14 protein-coding genes are annotated in these 19869 nt (G+C 68.4%); 7 read left to right on the top strand and 7 right to left on the bottom strand.

Annotated features, from left to right (window positions below; genetic code table 11):
- Positions 1-33 precede the first annotated feature (33 nt).
- On the top strand, positions 34-1479 hold the full coding sequence (locus FHR90_RS13835) for a carbohydrate porin (protein ID WP_176623780.1): 1446 nt from the start codon (positions 34-36) through the stop codon (positions 1477-1479).
- A 133-nt stretch (positions 1480-1612) separates the two neighbouring features.
- Here the strand turns inward: FHR90_RS13835 and FHR90_RS13840 are convergent, their stop codons facing one another.
- From FHR90_RS13840 to FHR90_RS13850, 3 genes are all read right to left on the bottom strand, one after another.
- Positions 1613-2311, bottom strand: coding sequence for an MgtC/SapB family protein (locus tag FHR90_RS13840; RefSeq protein WP_176623778.1), 699 nt, complete (start codon positions 2309-2311; stop codon positions 1613-1615).
- Between the two features lie 4 nt (positions 2312-2315).
- A complete protein-coding gene (locus FHR90_RS13845; RefSeq protein WP_183275421.1) occupies positions 2316-4511 on the bottom strand; it encodes a ComEC/Rec2 family competence protein in 2196 nt (731 codons plus the stop codon).
- 146 nt (positions 4512-4657) lie between these two features.
- On the bottom strand, positions 4658-5563 hold the full coding sequence (locus tag FHR90_RS13850) for a LysR family transcriptional regulator (protein ID WP_176624908.1): 906 nt from the start codon (positions 5561-5563) through the stop codon (positions 4658-4660).
- A 124-nt stretch (positions 5564-5687) separates the two neighbouring features.
- Between FHR90_RS13850 and FHR90_RS13855 the strand changes: the two genes are divergently transcribed.
- Genes FHR90_RS13855 through FHR90_RS13865 form a run of 3 tightly spaced genes read left to right on the top strand, consistent with a single transcriptional unit; the run spans position 5688 to position 9824 of the window.
- Complete coding sequence (locus FHR90_RS13855; RefSeq protein WP_176624902.1) at positions 5688-6854, top strand: iron-containing alcohol dehydrogenase; 1167 nt, start codon at positions 5688-5690, stop codon at positions 6852-6854.
- Positions 6855-6912: 58 nt separating this feature from the next.
- Positions 6913-8307, top strand: a complete 1395-nt coding sequence (locus FHR90_RS13860) for an MFS transporter (protein WP_176624900.1) — start codon at positions 6913-6915, stop codon at positions 8305-8307.
- Positions 8304-9824 carry a CoA-acylating methylmalonate-semialdehyde dehydrogenase gene (locus FHR90_RS13865; RefSeq protein ID WP_246330283.1) on the top strand — a complete coding sequence of 507 codons (1521 nt, stop codon included), beginning with the start codon at positions 8304-8306 and terminating at the stop codon, positions 9822-9824. Before FHR90_RS13860 ends, FHR90_RS13865 begins: the two co-directional genes overlap by 4 nt.
- Positions 9825-9827: 3 nt before the next feature.
- On the opposite strand, the gene FHR90_RS13870 is transcribed toward FHR90_RS13865, so the two are convergent.
- The gene (locus tag FHR90_RS13870; protein WP_176625349.1) at positions 9828-11435 is read right to left on the bottom strand and encodes a hypothetical protein; all 1608 of its coding nucleotides are present in this window, start codon (positions 11433-11435) and stop codon (positions 9828-9830) included.
- A 173-nt stretch (positions 11436-11608) separates the two neighbouring features.
- Here FHR90_RS13870 and FHR90_RS13875 point away from each other — a divergent pair, with 173 nt between their 5' ends.
- From FHR90_RS13875 to FHR90_RS13885, 3 genes are read left to right on the top strand one after another with little or no spacing between them, the layout of a single operon-like run.
- Positions 11609-13138 (top strand): S41 family peptidase, encoded by a 1530-nt coding sequence (locus FHR90_RS13875; RefSeq protein ID WP_183275422.1) that lies wholly within the window; start codon positions 11609-11611, stop codon positions 13136-13138.
- Positions 13139-13148: 10 nt separating this feature from the next.
- A complete protein-coding gene (locus tag FHR90_RS13880; RefSeq protein ID WP_183275423.1) occupies positions 13149-14144 on the top strand; it encodes a divergent polysaccharide deacetylase family protein in 996 nt (331 codons plus the stop codon).
- Complete coding sequence (locus FHR90_RS13885; protein ID WP_176623999.1) at positions 14137-14658, top strand: RNA pyrophosphohydrolase; 522 nt, start codon at positions 14137-14139, stop codon at positions 14656-14658. Before FHR90_RS13880 ends, FHR90_RS13885 begins: the two co-directional genes overlap by 8 nt.
- Before the next feature lie 124 nt (positions 14659-14782).
- Here the strand turns inward: FHR90_RS13885 and FHR90_RS13890 are convergent, their stop codons facing one another.
- The 3 genes from FHR90_RS13890 to FHR90_RS13900 all read right to left on the bottom strand — a co-directional run bounded on the left by FHR90_RS13890 (position 14783) and on the right by FHR90_RS13900 (position 19802).
- Positions 14783-17005, bottom strand: coding sequence for a TonB-dependent receptor (locus FHR90_RS13890; protein ID WP_176623997.1), 2223 nt, complete (start codon positions 17003-17005; stop codon positions 14783-14785).
- 92 nt (positions 17006-17097) lie between these two features.
- Positions 17098-18687 (bottom strand): DHA2 family efflux MFS transporter permease subunit, encoded by a 1590-nt coding sequence (locus FHR90_RS13895; RefSeq protein ID WP_176623995.1) that lies wholly within the window; start codon positions 18685-18687, stop codon positions 17098-17100.
- A complete protein-coding gene (locus FHR90_RS13900) occupies positions 18687-19802 on the bottom strand; it encodes an HlyD family secretion protein (protein ID WP_176623993.1) in 1116 nt (371 codons plus the stop codon). Before FHR90_RS13900 ends, FHR90_RS13895 begins: the two co-directional genes overlap by 1 nt.
- Between the last annotated feature and the right edge of the window lie 67 nt (positions 19803-19869).

Below are 19869 nucleotides of genomic sequence, written 5' to 3' on the forward strand. Positions count from 1 at the left end.
CCTCAGAAAAACAGCCCCAGGGAGAAAACAGCAATGACGTATCATCCGACGCTCGCCTTGCGCGCCCGGCTGGCGGCCCTCGCCGCCTCTGCGCTGGCCTGGGGATCGCTCGCCCATGCCGCGCCTTCGACCTCGTCGGCGGCGGCGGGCAACGACCTGCCCAACAGCGGTTTCGCCTCCGGGCAGTCGCTTCAGGTCTCGGCGCCGATCGCCGGCCCGCTCTTCGCCTCGCCGTTCTCCAATGACCACCTGTTCGGCGACTGGGCCGGCGCGCGGCCGTGGCTCAAGGATCACGGCATCATCATCAATCTCGACTGGCTGACCGAGAATGCCGGCAACATCACCGGCGGGCGTCGCAAGGGATTCGACTTCGCCGGTCAGGTGGCCCTCACCGTCGATCTCGATCTCGGCACCATTCTCGGCTGGAAGGATACCGCGTTCCATTTCCTCGCCATCAACGGCAACGGCCGCTCGCTCTCGCCCGACTATCTCGGCGACACGCTGGCCGCCCCGCAGGAGATCTATGGCGCGCGCGGCAACGTCATCGCCCATCTGGTCTACGCCTATGGCGAGAAGACCTTCGACCACAATCACTTCACCGTCGCCGGCGGCTGGCTGCCGGTGGGCAGCTTCTTCGCCGCCTCGCCGCTCAACTGCCGGCTGATGAACGTCATCACCTGCGGCAACCCGCATCCGCTGCCCAACTACCCCGGCGAGCACGACTGGCCGCAGGCCTCGTTCGGCGGCATCGCGCGCTACTGGTTCTCGCCGCAATTCTACGCCATGGCCGGCCTGTTCAGCGTCGATACCGATTTCAACACCGGCGGCGGCGGCATTTCCGGCTGGGCCTGGGCGGATCCGCACAAATCCGGCGTCTCCGTCCCCGTCGAAGCCGCCTGGATTCCAGCCTTCGGTCACGACAAGCTGATCGGCCACTACAAGATCGGTTTCGACCACGACACGCATCGCTATGCCGATGTTCTCAACTCCACCCTGCCGGAGGCCGACCGCATCACCCACCCGCGCGAGATGTGGTACGCGATCGCCGACCAGATGCTGGTCCGTCAGGGCCCGGGCCTGACCGACGGGCTGATCGCCTTCGGCGGCTACGTGCATGGTTCGGCCAATGTCAGCCCGCTCAAATCGCAAATCTTCGCCGGACTGACCACCACGGGTGCGGCCTGGCACCGCTCCGCCGATACGGTGACGATGGCCTGGCACGTGCTGCAGATGTCGAGCAGTTTCACCCGCGCGCAGGAAGCCGCCGAGCTCGCCGGCGAGACCTTTCCGCTCGCCATCGACGGCTACAACGCCTACGGCCCGCAGAACACCGAGCAGGTGGTGGAACTCAACTACGCCGCAGCGGTCTACCGCGGCGTGACGCTGATGCCCGATTTTCAATACATGATCCGGCCCGGGGCCACCACGCGCACGCCGGATGCCGCCATTCTCGGCTTCCGCAGCAACATCAATTTCTGAGTCTTCTTTTTCTGAAGAAAAAGAAGCAAAAAGACTTCTGTCCGTTCTCCGGGTGGTTCGCACTCTCTCGATCCACTCGGACCGGCCAGAAAATCACGGAGGGTTTTTGGTTCTTTTTTGCAAAAAAGAACCCCTACCCCGTCGTCTCCGCCGACCAGGTCGCCGACAGCACCTCCGGCGCCCGACGCAACTCGTCGACCACCGCATCGAGCTCGGCTTCCGCCACCGTGATCGGCACCAGGTCGGCGACCAGCTCGACCAGATGCTCGCCGTTGGTCTCGATCTCGATGCCGCGCATCGGGTAATGCGCCCGTTCCAGAACCTCGTCGATCAGATCACGCAGTTCGGCGATGTGGCTCGGTCGTCCGGTGACATGGATCGCATACAGCGCCTCCGTCACGGCCAGCGACACCGGCCGGCGGTTGATCCAGTTCACCAGCGGCCGCAGCAGCGTGTTGCCGGCCAGCACGAACGCGGTCAGCAGCACGGCCTGCAGCGGCCTCGCGGCCCCTGACAGCGCGCCCACCGCGGCCGAGCACCACAAGGTGGCCGCGGTGTTCAGTCCCCGGATCTGGGTGCCGTCCTTGAGGATCACCCCGGCGCCGAGAAAGCCGATTCCCGAGACCACATAGGCGATGATTCGCGTCGCCCCGTCCGGCCCGAAGGTCTGGTAGCCGAGATTGACGAACGCCGCCGCCCCCAGTGCGACCAGCACATTGGTGCGCAGGCCCGCATTGCGCTGCCGCCACTGCCGCTCGAGCCCGATCAGCGTGCCGCACGCGAAGGCACACCCGTAGGCGAGCAGGGTCGGGATGGTGGCCGGATCGAACATCGCCCTATTCGGCCTGCGCCAGCGGCAGCGTCAACTGCACCCGGCGTGCGAACGGCGCCGGCGGCACCCAGGGTCGATCGCCGCGCAGCACCCGGTCGCTCCTCACCACCACACCGCCGTCGCCGATCCAGACCGCCTGCGGCCCGTCGCGCCAGACGGTGAAACGGTCGATGCGCGGCACGCCGGGGCAGGCCCCCGGTGCGGGCGTCGGCGAGACCAGCAGCGCGATGCCGTCACAGGCCCCCTCCGGCAGCGCCGCCTTCGACCGCGCGCGCACCAGCAGCACCGAGATCCCGTCGCGGGTGATCGTGCAGGACGCCGGATCGCACGCCGCCTGCCCGTCTGCGCTGCTCCCGTCCACGGGCAATGCTTCCACGCGCCGCGCCGCCCAGGCCCGCTGCCAGTCGGCCGCGATCACCCTGTCGGCCCGCCCCTGCTCGACCCACAGCGTCCCGCCGGGCCGCTCCGGCGCGAGACCGATCATCCCCGCATCGCCCGAGACCAGCAGCGCAGGCCGCGTCGTCAGCGCCGGCGAGGCCAGCCCGGCCGCGATCACCACCCCACCCAGCAGCCGCGACCGGCCCGGCCAGATGCACAGCCAGGCCAGCCCGAGTGCGACCGCCGCCAGCCCCCAGCCCGGCATCGACGGCACCGCGACACTCGCCGCCGGCAGGGCGGCCACCGCATGCGCCAGCCACAGGATCCCCTCGATGCCGTGTCCCATCACCCACAGTGCCGGCCGGTCCAGCCCGAGCGGCATCAGCAGCAGCCCGAGCATCCCTGCCGGCATCACCACCATTGCGGTGAGCGGCACCGCGGCGAGATTGGCGAGGACGAAGAACGGCTGCACCCGGCCGAAATGATACAGCGCGAACGGTGCCGACGCCGCACCGGCCAGCAGGCTGGTGAGTGCCAGCGCCGCCAGATGATGGCGCAGCCGCCCGACCGGGCCGCCCGCGCCATGCAGGCGCAGCATCGGCCCGCGCAGCGCCTCGTAGCCGGCGATCAGCGCCGCGACGGCGGAAAAACTCATCTGGAAGCCCACATCGAGCACGTCGTCGGGCGCGGCCAGCAGGATCACCGAAGCCGCCAGCGCCAGGCCGCGCATCGACAGCGCGCGCCGCCCCAGCACCAGCGCCAGCGTGACCAGACAGGCCATCGCGAAGCTGCGCAGGATCGGGATATGCATCCCGGTCAGCACCATATACCCCGCTCCCGCGCCGAGCGCGGCGAGAGCGGCGATCTCCCGGCACGGCCAGCGCAGCGCCACCCAGGCAAACAGCGCCAGCCCCGGCCGCACCACCGCCAGCACCACCCCCATCACGATGCCGATATGCAGCCCCGCCACCGCCAGCAGATGTGCCAGCCCCGAGGCCGCGAACGCGTCGCGCTCGGCCTGCGGCAGGCCGGTGCCGAGGCCGGTGAGCATCACCTGCGCCACCGCCGCCTCGCGGCCCGGCAGCACCGCACCGATCCGTGCCGCGATCGCCTCGCGCAGACGCCGGACACGCATCGCGGGATCGGACCAGCCGCCCGCGGCGGGCGCGATCACCGACACGTCGCCGAGCGCATAGCCCTGGCCGCCCAGACGGTCGAAGAACGCCTCGCGCTGAAGGTCGCGCCCGCCGGGACGATCGGGCGGCGGCGGGTCGCGCAGCAGCGCGCGGACCCGCACCATCTCGCCTGCGCCCAGCTCCTGTGCATCGCCGGCGCGCAGGCGGAGATTGACGTCGCGGTCCATCGCGCCACCCACACCTTCCTCCGCCTCGTCCACCACCGTCCGCCGCCCTGGCGCGCGTTGCACTTCGGGGGTCGCGATGCGCACCCGCCGCGCGCCATCGGCCAGCACGTCCACCGACAGCAGGCGTCCGCTGACCAGCACCGCCTTCTTCGGCATCGCGCTGACCGGGGGCGCGCGATGGCAGGCGAACTGTCCCGACCAGAACCCCAGCCCGAAGGCCAGCACGCAGAGGGCCACGGCACTCGCGATCGCATGGCCACGCATCCGCGCGGCGAGCGCCGCACCCCCGCCCGCGCCCACCAGCAGCGCCCCGGTCCAGGCATTCGGCTCGGAGCGCAGCAGCAGGTAGGTCGCACACCCCGCGCCCAGACAGACCGACAGCAGGCTCGCCAGCCGCGCCGCCTGCGCCACCAGGACCTGCTCCAGCAACGCCACACGCCGCCCGAGGCCACGCAGCAACGCCGCGCGCCGCGCAGAACCGCGACCGGACAGGATCAGCGACGAGGACACGGACCGCAGGCTACCGCCCGCCGCATTCTTGCGCTACCGATACGTTAGCGGAGAACGGACAGACCGGGACATCCAGAGCCGCCGCTTCATCCGCCTCACGGTTCAGCCATGAACAGATCCCCCGCGGCCATGACGCTGTCGCGCAGCGTCTCGCACACGCGCTGCACGCGCGGATTGTCGGCGTCGTCCTCCGAGACCGACATCCAGTAGCTGCGCACCAGCGCCACCTCGCCGCCCAGCACCGCGACCAGCCCCTCACCTGCCGCCTGCGCCACGAAGACCGGCAGCACGCCCAGACACAGCCCGGCGCGGATCGCGGCGAGCTGTGCGCCGAGCGAGGAATTCTGCAGCCGCGCCGAGATGGCACCCCCGGCGAGATCGCCGAGATAGTCGAGCCCGCGCGTGAACACGAGATCCTCGATATAGCCGGTAAACAGATGCGCACGCAGGTCCGCCTCGTCGCGGATCGGCGGATGGCGGTCGAGATAGGCCGGCGCCCCATACAGTGCCAGCCGGTAGTCGGTCAGCTTCTCGGAGCGGAACCGCGCACCCGACGCCGGCGACAGCGTCACCGTGATGTCCGCCTCGCGGCGCGACAGGGCGACGAGCTGCTGGATGGTCAGCCACTCCAGCACCAGACCGGGATTGGCGGCGAGCAGCCCGCCGATCCGCGGCGCCATGAAGAAATTGCCGAATCCCTCCAGCGTGCTCAGCCGCACCGTGCCGCCGACCGCGTCGCTGCCGGCATGGGCCTCCACCCGCGCCGCCTCGCGCTCCATCGCATCGGCGATCGCCAGCAGCCGCCGCCCCTGCCGGGTCAGGCTGTAGCCGCGCTGATGGCGCTCGAACAGCTTGCGCCCGAGCGAGTGTTCGAGTGCGGCGATCCGTCGCCCCACCGTCGCATGATCCGCCCCCAGCCGGCGCGCAGCACCCGAAAGCGTGCCGGTGCGCGCCACCTCGTGGAAATACTGCAGGTTCGACCAGTCCAGCCCGTGCGCCATGCCGTCCCACACGCCTCGTCTGTGCATCCGCGCACAGACTATGGGAGTTCCTTGGGAATTTTCCAAAGCCGATACGACCGGTAGCGTGCCGGCCAACAACAAACCAAGACGTCCGGGAGCTTCCATGCGTCCGATCTACCTGCCGGGCTCGCTGCGAATCGGCGGCGGTGCCCTCGACCATCTCCCCAAGGCCCTCGCCCAGGCCGGGCTGCACGCGCCGTTCATCGTCACCGACCGCTTCATGGCGCAGTCCGGCGTGCTCGAACGCGTGCTGCATCTGCTGGAGGCGGACGGCATGGCGCCGCGCGTCTTCGACGGCACCGTGCCCGACCCCACCGTCGCCGCCGTGCAGGCCGGATTGAAGAAGCTCAAGGCCGGCGCGGCCGATTGCGTCATCGGCCTCGGCGGCGGCAGCCCGATCGACACCGCCAAGATGATCGCCGTGCTCGCCCGCCACGACACCTCACCGGCGGCGCTGAAATTCCCGCATGTCCAGGATGCACCCGGCCTGCCGATCGTCGCCGTGCCGACCACCGCCGGCACCGGCTCGGAAGCCACGCGCTTCACCATCATCACCGACGAGGCCACCGACGAGAAAATGCTCTGCGCCGGGCTGGCCTACCTGCCGAAGATCGCCATCGTCGACTACGAACTCACGCTGACCAAGCCGTGGCGGCTGTCGGCCGATACCGGCATCGACGCGCTCACCCACGCGATCGAGGCCTATGTGTCGAAACAGGCCAACCCGTTCTCGGATTCGCTGGCCCTGTCGGCGATGAAGCTGATCTGGCCGAATGTCGCCACCGTCTGCCACGAACCCGCCAACCGCGCGGCGCGGGAGGCGATGATGCTCGGCGCGCTCCAGGCCGGCATGGCGTTCTCCAACTCGTCGGTTGCCCTGGTGCACGGCATGAGCCGGCCGATCGGCGCGCATTTCCATGTCGCGCACGGCCTGTCGAACGCGATGCTGCTGCCGGCGATCACCGCCTTCTCGATCGATGGAAACGAGGCGCGCTATGCCGACTGCGCCCGGGCGATGGGCATCGCCGAGGCCACGCACAGCGATAGCGACGCCGCCCGCGCGCTGATCGATGCACTGCGTGCGCGCAATGCCGAGCTCGAGGTGCCCACCCCGCAGAGCTACGGCATCGACGCGCAGCGCTGGTCGACGCTGCTGCCCACCATGGCGCGCCAGGCACTGGCGTCCGGCTCGCCTGCCAACAATCCCCGCCTCGCCGAGGCCAACGAGATCGAGACCCTGTATCGCAAGGTCTTCGACGGAGCCATCTGAGTTTCCAACGACAGAGCCGTCGCCAACAAGACGGCCATAGCCGGGAAAGACGTCCAGCATGAGTGCGACCCTCGCAGGCCCGATCGAAATCGCGCCGACCACCACACGGGAGATGCGGTTTCTGGTGCTCGCCTCCACCGTGGGAACGGTGATCGAATGGTATGATTTCTTCATCTACGGCTCGCTCGCGACCCTGCTGGCGAAGCTGTTCTATCCCGCCGGCAACACCACCGCGGCGATGCTGCTGACCGCGGCCGGTTTCGCGGTCGGCTTCGTCGTGCGCCCGCTCGGCGCGCTGATCTTCGGCCATGTCGGCGACCGGCTCGGCCGCAAGACCACCTTCATCCTCACCCTGGTGCTGATGGGCATCGGCACCACGGCGATCGGTCTGCTGCCCACCTACCGCACCGCCGGTCTCGCCGCTCCGATCCTGCTGATCTCGATGCGCATCCTGCAGGGCATCGCACTCGGCGGCGAATATGGCGGTGCGGCCTCCTATGTTGCCGAACACGCCCCCGACGCGAGCCGCGGCCGCTGGACCAGCTATATCCAGGCGATGGCCTCCACCGGACTGCTGATGAGCCTGCTGGTGGTGATCGCCTGCCGCCTCGGCCTCGGCTCGGCCCAGTTCGAATCCTGGGGCTGGCGGCTGCCGTTCCTGCTGTCGAGCGTACTGGTCGCGCTGTCGATCGGCGTGCGCATGCGCATGGCGGAATCGCCCGCGTTCCAGGCGCTCAAGGACCGCCGCGAGATCGCCCACGCCCCGGTGCGCGAGGCCTTCGCCGAGCCCGCCAACCGGCGGCGAATCGTCGTGTTCCTGTTCGGCGTCGCCTGCGCGCAGGCCGTCACCTTCTACACCGCGCAGTTCTACGTTCTTTATTTCCTGCAAAGCGTGCTCAAGGTCGATTTCCTCACCGCCTCGCTGGCGGTGGCCGCCGGGACGTTGTGCGGCGCCCCGTTCTTCGTCGTCTTCGGCGCGTTGTCCGACCGCCTCGGCCGCCGCCCGCTGATCCTGGCCGGGATGGTCGCCGCCCTGGTGCTGCTGCTGCCGCTGTTCATGGCCATCCACGCCGCCGTCACCCCCGCCGGCGTCGATACGGTGCGCATCGCGCTGTGCGTGTTCATCGCCGTGGTCATCGCCGCCGCCATCTACGGCCCCTACGGCGCCTATCTGGTCGAGAACTTCCCCACTCGCGTGCGCTACACCTCGACCTCGGTGCCCTATCACATCGCCAACGGCGTGATCGGCGGCTTCCTGCCGCTCGCCGGCCTGTCGCTGGTCGCGCGCACCGGCAACATCTATGCCGGACTCGCATACCCGCTGGCCTTCTGCGCCATCGGCCTGGTCGTCACCGCCCTTGCCCTGCCCGAGACGGCCGGTCGCCGGCTTTCCGATTGCGGCGCCCTCAACGAAGCCCGCTCCCGTACTCCAATCGACGGAACCACACGATGAACATGCTGACCGACATCACCAGGAAGGAAACCGTCTCGCACTGGATCGACGGCGCTCCGGCGACCTCCCGAAGCCCGCGCCGTGCCCCGGTTTTCAATCCCTCGACCGGGGCCGTCGCCCGCGAGGTCGTGCTGGGTGACGCCGCCGATCTCGATGCCGCCGTCGCCGCCGCGCGCGCCGCCTTCCCCTCCTGGGCCGCGACCCCGCCGCTGGCCCGCGCCCGGGTGATGTTCCGCCTGCGCGACCTGATCGAGCGCCACGCGAAAGATCTCGCCGCCATCATCTCGGCCGAGCACGGCAAGGTGCTGTCCGACGCGCTCGGCGAGGTCACCCGCGGCATGGAGGTGGTGGAATACGCGACCTCGATCCCCGAGGTGCTGAAAGGCGAGTTCACCGAACAGGTCGGACGCGACATCGACGCCTACAGCTTCCGCCAGCCGCTCGGCGTGGTGGCCGGCATCACCCCGTTCAACTTTCCCGTGATGGTGCCGCTGTGGATGGCGCCGATGGCGATCGCCACCGGCAACTGCTTCATCCTCAAGCCCTCCGAGCGCGACCCCTCCGCCGCGCTGCGGCTCGCCGAGCTGTTCGCCGAGGCCGGGCTGCCGAAGGGCGTGTTCCAGGTCCTGCACGGTGACAGGGAGATGGTCGAGGCGATCCTCGCCCATCCCGGCATCGAGGCGGTGAGCTTCGTCGGCTCCACCCCGATCGCGCGCCACATCCACCAGACCGCCACCGCGCACGGCAAGCGCGTGCAGGCGCTCGGGGGTGCGAAGAACCATGCCGTGATCATGCCGGACTGCGATCTCGACCGCACCGTCGATGCGCTGATGGGCGCGGCCTACGGCTCGGCCGGCGAGCGCTGCATGGCGATCTCGGTCGCCGTTGCGGTGGGCGCGGTCGCCGATCCGCTGGTCGCGGCCCTCGCACCGAGGGTGCGCGCGCTGCAGATCGGGGTATCGACCGATCCGCAGGCGGAGATGGGCCCGCTTGTCACCGCAGCACATCGCGACCGCGTGCGCTCCTATGTCGATGCCGGCGTCGAGGAGGGTGCGAAGCTGGTCGTCGACGGGCGGGGTTTCCATCAGCAGGGGCTCGAGGAGGGGTTCTTCACCGGCGGCTCGCTGTTCGATGACGTGACCCCCGCGATGCGGATCTACCGCGAGGAGATCTTCGGGCCCGTGCTGAGCGTGGTGCGTGTGCCGGACTTCGCTGCGGCACTCGCGCTGACCAATGCGCACGAATTCGGCAACGGCACGGCGATCTTCACCCGCGACGGCGATTGCGCGCGCGCGTTCGTGCATGGCGTGCAGGCCGGCATGGTGGGGGTGAACGTGCCGATCCCGGTGCCGATGGCGTTTCATTCGTTCGGCGGCTGGAAGGCGTCGCTGTTCGGCGATCACCACATGCACGGACCCGAGGGCGTGCGCTTCTACACCAAGCTCAAGGCCGTCACCTCGCGATGGCCGCAGGGCGCGCGGGCTGGCGCGGAATTCACCATGCCGACGCTGGGGTGAGCCTCACCAGCTTGCCTTCGGCCGCGCCCAGCGTTGCCATCGGTCTTTCGCCACACAGCGATATTCGAAGAGTGCGTCCCAGGCTTCCTGGCCCGGCGTGCAGGGTGAATCGCTGTGTGGCGGCGCCTTGCCCGCCGGATCGGACACCAGCCGCGCAGCGGTGAGATCCCCTCGCACCGTTGCCGAGCCGTCCGGCCCGATCTGCAACAAGGGTGATGCGCGGTCATAGACGCCGTGGACATCCGCGCCGTAGAACGAGAACCCGCCGGGCCCGAGCCCCGGCGAGTTGATGAAATCGGTCTCGCCACGCACGGAGGCGTTCCAGCAGGTCTTCACGCCCGACACACCCTCGACCCGCGCCGGACAGGTCCAGTTCGTCGCATTCAGCGTCACGTATCTGTAGTCGCCCGTATACCAGTTGGCGTAGGCGATCACGGTGTCGTTGAAATCATAGCCATGCGCCACCCAGCAGGAATTGTCGTGCACCACCACCATCGACGGAGTGCCGGACGGCGGTGCGTGGATGCGCATGCAGTGCGGCTGCCGCACCGCGATACCTTCGATGATGTTGTGCGACACGTCCCCGGTCGAGAGATAGGCGACGATCAGGTCGCTCGATGTCGCGCCGACATGGTTCATCTGCGCGCCCTGGATGGTGACCCCTCCTGCGAAATCCGAAGGATCGTCTGCACCTCCGGGAGAAATCGAAATCGCGCTCCATCCGGGCGCGGTCGGCTCCCAGCTGCTCGAATCGAACGTGTCGCCGATGAACTGCAGGTTCGACCATCGATCGAACCGGATGCCGCCCTGTGACGCCTCGAAGTAGCTCTGGTTGATCTGGACACCCTCGCCGTTGACCGGATTGTCGGTCTTCACGCCCCAATGCCCCTCGAGCACTTTCGAGCTGACGATCCCGATTCCCTGCACGAAGCCGACCAGATGCCAGCCGGTGCCGCCGACGACGGTGACGTTGCGGAAATCGTTGTTCGCCGAGGCGCGGCTGCCGGACGTGCCCTCGACATGGAAGGCTTCGGCGGTATTGACCTTCGCATACTCGTTGACGACCACGTTCTCGCTGCGCGAGTCACCGACATCGTAAAGTCCGACCGCCATCGCCATGTTGTTGATGTTGAGGTCGCGGATCACCGGCGCGTGGATCACCTCGGCCGACACACGCGAATTGTCGAACCTGATCGCCGTTCCCGAAGGTGGACCCGGCCTGCGGTTGGTCAGCGTCATCGCCGCCAGGGTGATCGCCACAGCCTGCGGCTGCGCCGCCTGGGCGACGAAACCGAACAGGTCGTTGCCATCGGTCAGGATGGTGCCCCCATGTCCGTCGACGGTGAACGCGCGCAGCGCATGCGCCCGGTTCGTCAATTCGAGCCGCCGGCGCACCACGCAGGTGCCATGGAACGCCAGCGTGCCGCCCGCGCCCGCCACCGCGTCGAGCGCCTTCTGGAAGGCCGCCGAATCGTCGCTCACCCCGTCGCAGGCCGCACCCAAATCCTGCACGGCCACCACCCCGGCCGCGCTCATGCGCGTCTGCGCCTCGCCGCCGGACACCCCGGCCAGGACCATTCCCAGCAACACCACCGACCGCCTGATCGACATCGTCCCACCCCTCCAGCGCCCCGTCATATCGAACCCGCAACGCCCATCCGGATTGTCCAGCCGGCGTTCATTGTTCACTCACACATTCGGGGCCATACTGCCCGTCATCCAGGCCGGACTCGCGCCTGCGAAGCCGAACCGTTGCCGCCTTGCGTTGAGGGACCCGCCTGCCGATGAAGTTTCGCTCCAGTCTGCTGCTCGGTGCCGCCTTCGCCGGCGGCCTTGCCGCGGCTCCGGCCGCCGGATGGCTCCTCGACCACCATGGCCTGCCGCACGCGATCTCGACCGCGCTCGCCCAGGCCGCCGGCGGGGAGAATCCGGCCAGTTCCATCGCCGATACCCATCGCGCGCTCGGCCTGTTCGGCGACGTGTTCGAACGTGTCCGCGCCGATTATGTCGAGCCGGTCTCCGACGGCAAGCTGATCGAGAACTCGCTCGACGGCATGCTCAGCGGGCTCGATCCGCACAGCTCCTACATGAACCCCAAGCAATATGCCGACATGCAGGTGCAGACCAAGGGCGAGTTCGGCGGCCTCGGCATCGAGGTCATCGGCGACCAGGGGCTGATCCGCGTCGTCTCGCCGGTCGACGGAACGCCCGCGGCCCGCGCCGGCATGAAGCCCGGCGACCTGATCCTCGCCGTGGACGGCAAGTCGCTCGACGGCATGTCGTCCGACGAGGCGATCGCGAAGATGCGCGGTGCGCCCGGCACCAAGGTGACCCTCACCGTCAAGCGCAAGGGCATCGACAAGCCGCTCAGCGTCACCATGACGCGCGAGATCGTCCATATCCAGGTCGTGCGCTCCGACCTCTATGGCAAGGTGGGCTATATCCGCGTCTCCAGCTTCAACGAGGAGACCGACGGCGCCCTGCGCGCCGCGTACGACAAGCTGAAGAAACAGGCCGGCGGCAAGCTGTCGGCGCTGATCCTCGACCTGCGCAACAACCCCGGCGGCCTGCTGGACCAGGCGATCGACGTCTGCGACGACTTCATCGCCTCCGGCGAGGTCGTTTCCACCCGCGCCCGCCACAAGGAGGACAGCCAGCGCTGGGATGCCCGCGGCGACGACATCACCGGCGGCCTGCCGGTGGTGGTGATGATCAATGGCGGCTCGGCCTCGGCGTCCGAGATCGTCGCCGGCGCGCTTCAGGACCATCGCCGCGCCGTGCTGCTCGGCGAGACCAGCTTCGGCAAGGGCTCGGTGCAGACGCTGATCCCGGTTCCCGGCGGCGGTGCGATCCGGCTGACCACGGCGCGCTACTACACCCCCTCGGGCCGCTCGATCCAGGGCCTCGGCATCACCCCCGACGTGCTGGTGCGCGAGACCGACGATCCGCCGGACCACCTCTTCCCCGACCGCGAGGCCGATCTCGCCCATGCGCTGAAGAATCAGGGCGGCACCACGCCGAAGCTGCCTCCGCGCACCGACCTGCCGGCGATGGCCGCCTCGATCCCCAAGGTGCCGCCCAAGACCTGGCCGGCCTTCGACCTGTTCAAGCCGGCAACCGACTTCCAGCTCCAGCAGGCGATCAAGCTGGCCGATGCGATGTCGGCCGATCCCACCTCGCGCGAGACCGCTCAGCGCGCCGCGACCGCTGCCCCCGACGCCGCCGTGCCGGCCGCCACGGTTCCCGCCCCCGTGAAGCCCGACAGCGGCGCCGCGCCCCACAACGCCACCCCGGTCAACCCCGCACCGAAATGAGCCCGGCCTGATGGCCGCTGCGCGCCGCCCTTCCTGGTCGCGACCAGCCATCGCACTGCTTGCCTTCTGGTGCGTGGTGCTGGCACTGGCCTGTGCGCTCGCCGCATGGGCGGTGTTGCATCGGCCCGCTCCCCCTCGTCCTGTCGCGGCGCCCGCCACCGCCGCCACCGCTCCGGTCGTGCCGCGCACCGCTCCCGCGACCGCGCCCACGCCGCGCCCCGCGCTCTTGCCGCCGCCCTCGACTGCTGCCAATCCCCATCACTGGCCACAGGTCGCGCTGGTGCTGAGCGGCATCGGACTGGCCCGCGCACCCAGCGAGGAGGCGATCGGGAGCCTGCCCGCTGCCATCACCCTGGCCTTCTCGCCCGATGCGCCGGACCTGCAGCCGCTCGCGGATGAGGCCGCCGCGCGCGGCCATGAGCGCCTGCTGTCGTTGCCGATGGAGCCGGAGGGCGCACCCCGCAACACCGAAGGCGCCCACGAGCTGAGCCTCGGCCGGTCGCCAGCGGCCAATGCGGCCGACCTCGCCTGGGCGCTCGGCCGCTTCACCGGCTATGACGGCCTGACCGACGCGGAATCAGGCCAGTATGGCGAGCATTTCGCCACCACCGCCGGCTTCGCGCCGGTCGTGGCCGAGCTCGACCGGCGCCATCTCGCCTATATCAGCGCCACCACGCCGCTGGTGGCGCCGGCACGGACGCTGCATGCCGATCTCCGGCTCGACGAGGCCGATGACCCTGCCGGTATCGACGCCTGGCTGGCACACCTGGAGGCCATGGCCGAGACGCATGGCTGTGCGCTCGGCATGGTCGGGCCGCCCACCCCGCTGCTGCTCGACCGGCTGCGCCAGTGGTCCAGCGCACTGCCCGCCCGCGGCGTGCTGCTGCTGCCGGCCTCCGCGATGCTGCCCGATGGCGGCGCCCCCTGCCCCGCCCCGGGTGCGGCGCCGCCGGTCGCCGAACCGGTCGCCCCCACGCCCCCCACCGAGGCTTCGCCGCATGACTGACGCCCCCTCGCTGCTGCCGCTGCGTCCGAATGTGGGCGCGGCCCTGTTCAACCGCCGCGGCGAGGTGTTCATCGGCCGTCGCACCGACATCAAGACACCGAACGACGCACCCGGCATATGGTCGATGCCCCAGGGCGGCATCGACGCGGACGAGGACCCGGCCGTCGCCGTCCTGCGCGAGCTGCGTGAGGAGATCGGAACCGACCGCGCCGAGATCCTTGGCCACCATCCCGAGTGGCTGAGCTACGAGCTGCCGCCGGAACTGATCGGCCGCGCGCTGGGCGGGCGCTTCCGCGGACAGCGACAGCGCTGGTTCGCGCTGCGCTTCACCGGAGAAGATGCCGATATCCGCCTCGATGCCGAGGACCATCCCGAATTCGATGCCTGGCGCTGGGTGCCGCTCGCCGAACTGCCCCGGCTCGAGGTGGGGTTCAAGAAGCCGATCTACGCCGCGCTGGCGGTGTCGTTTGCCGGGTATGCGGAGAGCCTGCGGCGGGAGTCCTTCTTTTTCTGAAGAAAGAGAAGCAAAACGACTTTCATCCGCTGTCGGGGTGGTCCGCGATCTCCCGAATACATCCGCAGCAGCCAGAAAATGCGGAAGTTTTTTGGTTCTTTTTTTCCAAAAAAGAACCCCCTTTTCAGAACCTCTGCGAAACCCCCGCCAGGATCGTCCGCCGCAGCCCGTATTGCGGCGCCCCTACCCCGATGCCCGAGCCGGACCGCAGCTCGTAGCTCTTGTCGAACAGGTTGATCACGTCGAGCCGCAACTGCGTGCGCCCGAGATGCGGCAGGAGCTCGAAGCCCTGCACCGCGGCGAGATTGAACGTCGCGTAGGCCGGCACCGAATCCCCGTTCGGCACCGCGCCGTCGGCGCGCAGGCCGCTGCCATAGACCATCGTCCCGGACAGCAGCAGCGGATGCGTGCTGCGATACCAGAGGCGGTAGCTGGCACCGGCGGACGCGGTCCAGCGCTGGTCGTGATCGAGATGGATCCAGTGCTGCCGGATATAGGCGAGATCATCGGGATCGAAGTTCCATTGCGCGGAGACGATGTCCTTGCCGATCGCCCGCGACCAGGCGAAATTGCCATACAGGTCGAGCGGCCCGCGCTGGTAGTCGGTGGCGAACTCGTAGCCGTTGACCTGGCCGCGACGGTAGTTGAACGCCGACAGCACGATCGGCGAGCCGAACTGGCCCTCGTCGATCAGGTTCTTCGCCAGTTTCACATAGGCATCCACCGAAGCATGCCAGCCGGGCAGGAGCTCCTGCGCATAACCGGCGTCGAAATAGTGGTCGCGCTCTGCCTTGACCGTCGTGTCCTGCAAGGTCGCAGGCGCGGCCGAGGTATCGGCGAAGCGGCTCAGCTGCGCGCCGCCGACCAGCTCGAAGGGCGGCGGCGTGAAGTAGCGTGAATACCCCACATGCAGCGTGCCGCCCTTCCACGGCCGCCAGACCACGTTGATGCGCGGCGAGACCTGTTTGGAATGGGTGTATTCGTCGACCCCGTCGAAGCGCAGTCCGTAATTGACGGTCAGAGTGCGCAGCGGCGTCCATTCGTCCTGCGCATACATGCCGTACAGCCAGCCGGTACGCCCCTCGCCGTCATGGATGTTGACGGTGTCGGGGCTGTAGACCGGGTCGCCGTCCTCGTCGGTGCCCGTCTGCGGATAGACCGTGGAATCGATCTTGGAGACGTTGCGCTCGACATAGACCTGATATCCGAACCGCACCGTATGGGTGGGGGCGGCACGCCAGGTGACATCGGTCTGCGAGCCCGACGAGAACACCGAGCGCTGCGCGCGCTGGGCGATGCCGTTGTAGACCAGATCGCCGAGCTGATCGGGCGAGTAGCCGAGCGAGCTGTAACGCACCACGCCGGAGGTCTGCAGGCTCAGCCTGCTGCCGATGTCCTTCTGCAGCGAGGCAATGGCGAAATCGGTGATCTGCTTCTGCCGTTCGTCGAGCGAGGCGCTGTCCACACTGCCGAAATTGCTCTGCCCGAGCCCGCTCTGCGCATAGCTCGGATTGGCGAACTGCCTTTGCTGGCCGGGATTGTTCGGAAGCTGATACTGCGCGTTCGACACCCCCGTCGTCAGGCTGATCCGGGTCTGCGGATCGAGCGTGTACCGGAAATGGCCCAGATAGTGATACTGGTTCGACAGATCGTGGATGGCATTGAAATCGGGGGTCGGGTTCTCGATCCCGACCCTGTCATGCACGTAGTCGCCGGTGACGAAGAAATCGAACTTCCCGGCATGGCCGCCATATTGCAGCGAGGGGAAGACATAATCCCGCGCGCCGCCATAGATCGACAGGTCGCCGCCAGGGTCGGCGCTGCCGCTCTTGGTGGTGATGTCCACGACGCCGGCCTGGAGAAAGCCGTATTCGCTCGGCAATGCGCCGGTGGTCAGCGACATCGAATGCGCGAACCGGGTCATCAGCGTCTGGCCGAACACGCTCAGCCCCTCCGGCAGTTCGACGCCGTCGAGACGGAACTGCACCTCGTTGTGGTCGCCGCGGACATGGATCTGGCCGAAACTGTCCTGGCTCACCCCCGGCGCCTGCAGCAGCACGGAGTTGAGCGGCGCATTGTCCGCGCCCGGCAGCGTCTCGATGTCCTTGCGTGAGAAGCTGTAGGTGGTGGCGCCCGTCGCGGGTTGCAGGGCCGCGCGCTGGCGGTCGAGCTTCGCGTTGACGACGATATGCTCCTCGACCACCTGCTGCCCGTCGGCGCCGCGATGCAGCGTGGCGCTGTCATCGAAGCCGGAGCGCCCGCCGCCCGTCGGCGGCGAGGTCTGTGACACGGTCTGGGCGAGGGCCGCGCCGCCGCCGAAGGGGCACGCGGACAGCAGAAGGGCCATGAGCCGGGCCGGGCGGCGGGAGGAAGCGTGACGCATTCCGCCGGTCTATCCCGGAATGTTATAACATATCAATCCCGGAAAACGGTCTCGGCCTAGTGTCCCCCGCCGGAACCGGGCTTCCCGGAGGCGACCATCGGTCCGAACAGCATGCACATCGGCACCATCACCAGCGCCGCCATGCCGAACAGCAGATAGGCATCGTGATAGGCAAGGATCGTCGCCTGCCGGCGGAATTCGCTCAGCAGATGCGTGGTCGCAGCCGTCGTGGCCTGCATCGACGGCAGCCCGGCATCGAGATAGGCCTGTTTCGCGCGGTCGAGATAATCGTTGTATGGCGCCCGGTACGGCGTCATCCAGTGCACCATGTGCGCCTGACGGATCTGCGTGCCCTGCTGGATCACCGCGGTCGCGGTGGAAATGCCGATCGAGCCCATCACGTTGCGCACCATCGCGAACAGCGCCGAGGCATCGCCGTTCAGCTCTCGCGGAATGGTCGAGTAGCCGATGGTCGAGATCGGCACGAACAGGAACGCAAGACACCCCGCCTGCAGGATGCGGCAGATCACCAGCGTGCCGAAATTCACGTCGGGTGGGATATAGGACGAGATCACCATCGCCACGCCCATCACCGTGAATCCGAACGCGATCAGCATCCGGGTCTGCACCACCTTCATCAGCCGGCCGATGAACGGGATCAGCACCAGGATCACCAGCGCGCCCGGCGACAGCACAAGCCCGGCCAGCGTCGCCGTGTAGCCCAGCACCTGCTGGGCGAATTGCGGCACCAGGACCGCGGTCGAGTACAGCACGAAGCCCAGCGTGGCGATGCTGATCGTGCCGAGGGTGAAGTTGCGATCCTTGAACACCCGCAGATTGACCACCGGCCGCTTCGCACTCAGCAGCCACACGATCGCCCCGCCGATGCCCAGTGCCGCGCCCACCCCCATCCAGCGGATGAACGGCGAGCCGAACCAGTCGTCATCCTCGCCACGGTCCATCAGCACCTGCAGGCAGCCCAGCCCGATGGTGATCAGCGACAGACCGATCACGTCGAGCGGCGCGGCCTGTTTCTTTGCCCAGGGCGGGTCCTCCACCAGCGCCGAATTGGCGATCAGCGCGAGAATGCCGATCGGCACGTTGATGTAGAACACCCAGCGCCACGAGGCATTGTCGGTGATGTAGCCGCCCAGCGTGGGGCCGAGCGCGGGTGCCACGATGGTCGCCAGCGCGGTGACGCCGAACGCGGCGCCGCGCTTGGCCGGCGGGAAGGTGTCGAGGATGATCGATTGCTGGTTGGGCTGCAGCCCGCCGCCGAAGAACCCCTGCATCAGCCGGAACAGGATCAGTTCCGGCAGGCTCGTCGCCGCTCCGCACAGGAACGAGAAGACGGTGAACATGGCGATGCAGATCAGGAAGTAGCGCTTGCGTCCCAGCAGCCGCCCGATCCAGCCCGACACCGTCAGCACGATGCCGTTGGCCACCAGATAGGCGGTCAGCGCCCAGGTGGCGTCGTCATAGGAACTCGACAGATCGCCGGCGATATGCGGCAGCGACACGTTGACGATGGTGGTGTCGAGCACCTCCATGAACGCCGCCATCGTCACCGACACCGCGATCAGCCACGGATTGGCCTTCGGCCGCCAGTCGCTGCCACCACCCTGGGCCTGCGGCGCTGACGCCATTACTCGACGTTGACCGTCGGCTCGACCGACAGGCCGAGCGGCAGCGGGCGCTGCGGATCGAGCCCGCCATCGATGATGATCTTCACCGGCACGCGCTGCACGATCTTGACGAAGTTGCCGGTCGCGTTCTCCGGCGGGAAGGTCGAGAACTGCGCGCCGGTGCCGTTCTGGATCGAGTTCACCACACCATGGAGCTTGAGATCCGGATAGGCATCCACGCTGATATTGACCGGCTGGCCGGGACGCATGTGCGCGAGCTGCGTCTCCTTGAAGTTCGCCACCACCCACACGTCGGGCTGCACGATCGCGAACAGCGCCTGACCGGACTGCACCAGGTTGCCACGCTCGATATTGCGCTGCGCGATCCAGCCGTCATGCGGGGCGCGGATCGTGGTCCATTCGAGGTTCAGCCGCGCCCGCTCGACCGCCGCCTTGGCATTCGCGACCGCTGCGTCCTGCTGCTGCGCCGTCGCATCGGTCTGCTGGATGTTGGCCTGCACCGGGCTCGCCTGCAGCACCTGCGCCTTTGCCTGCTCCACATCCGCCTGCGCCTGGCGCAGCGACGCCGTGGACTGGTCGATCGCCTGCTGCGTGGTCGCGGCATGGGCGATGCGGTGCTGGCGGTCGTATTCCTGCTGGGCGTTGAGTTCCTTCGCCTCCGCCTGGGCAAGCGTCGCCTTCGCCTGCGCGAGACGGGCGGGGAAGTTCTTTTCGGCCACCTCGGAGGCGTAATGCGCGCCGAGGGCGGACTTCTCCGCCTGCTGCTCCTGGGCGATCGCCTGATCGAGTGCGGCCTGCCAGTCGCGCGGATCGATCTGTGCCAGCACCTGCCCCTGATGGACGAACTGGTTGTCGTTGACGTTCAGCGCGATGACATAGCCGCCGACATGCGGCGCGATCTTCACCACGCGGCCTTCGGTATAGGCGTCATCGGTGGTGACATCGAAGCGCGTCAGCCACCAGTACAGACCGCCACCGATCAGCACGACCAGGATGAATCCGATCAGCGCGAACTTGAGCAGCGGGCTGCGCCGCTTGCCCTGCGGCTCGGCGTCCTTGCCGTCCTGGTCCTGGGCGCCATTCCCCTGCCCGGTGTCGTCGCTTTGCGGCGCCATTTGGTCCCAACCTCTGATCCCGATGCACGGTGGCAGTTCGCTGACCGACCCGTTCGGTCATTCGTGC

Source organism: Endobacter medicaginis (assembly GCF_014192375.1).
Taxonomy (GTDB): domain Bacteria; phylum Pseudomonadota; class Alphaproteobacteria; order Acetobacterales; family Acetobacteraceae; genus Endobacter; species Endobacter medicaginis.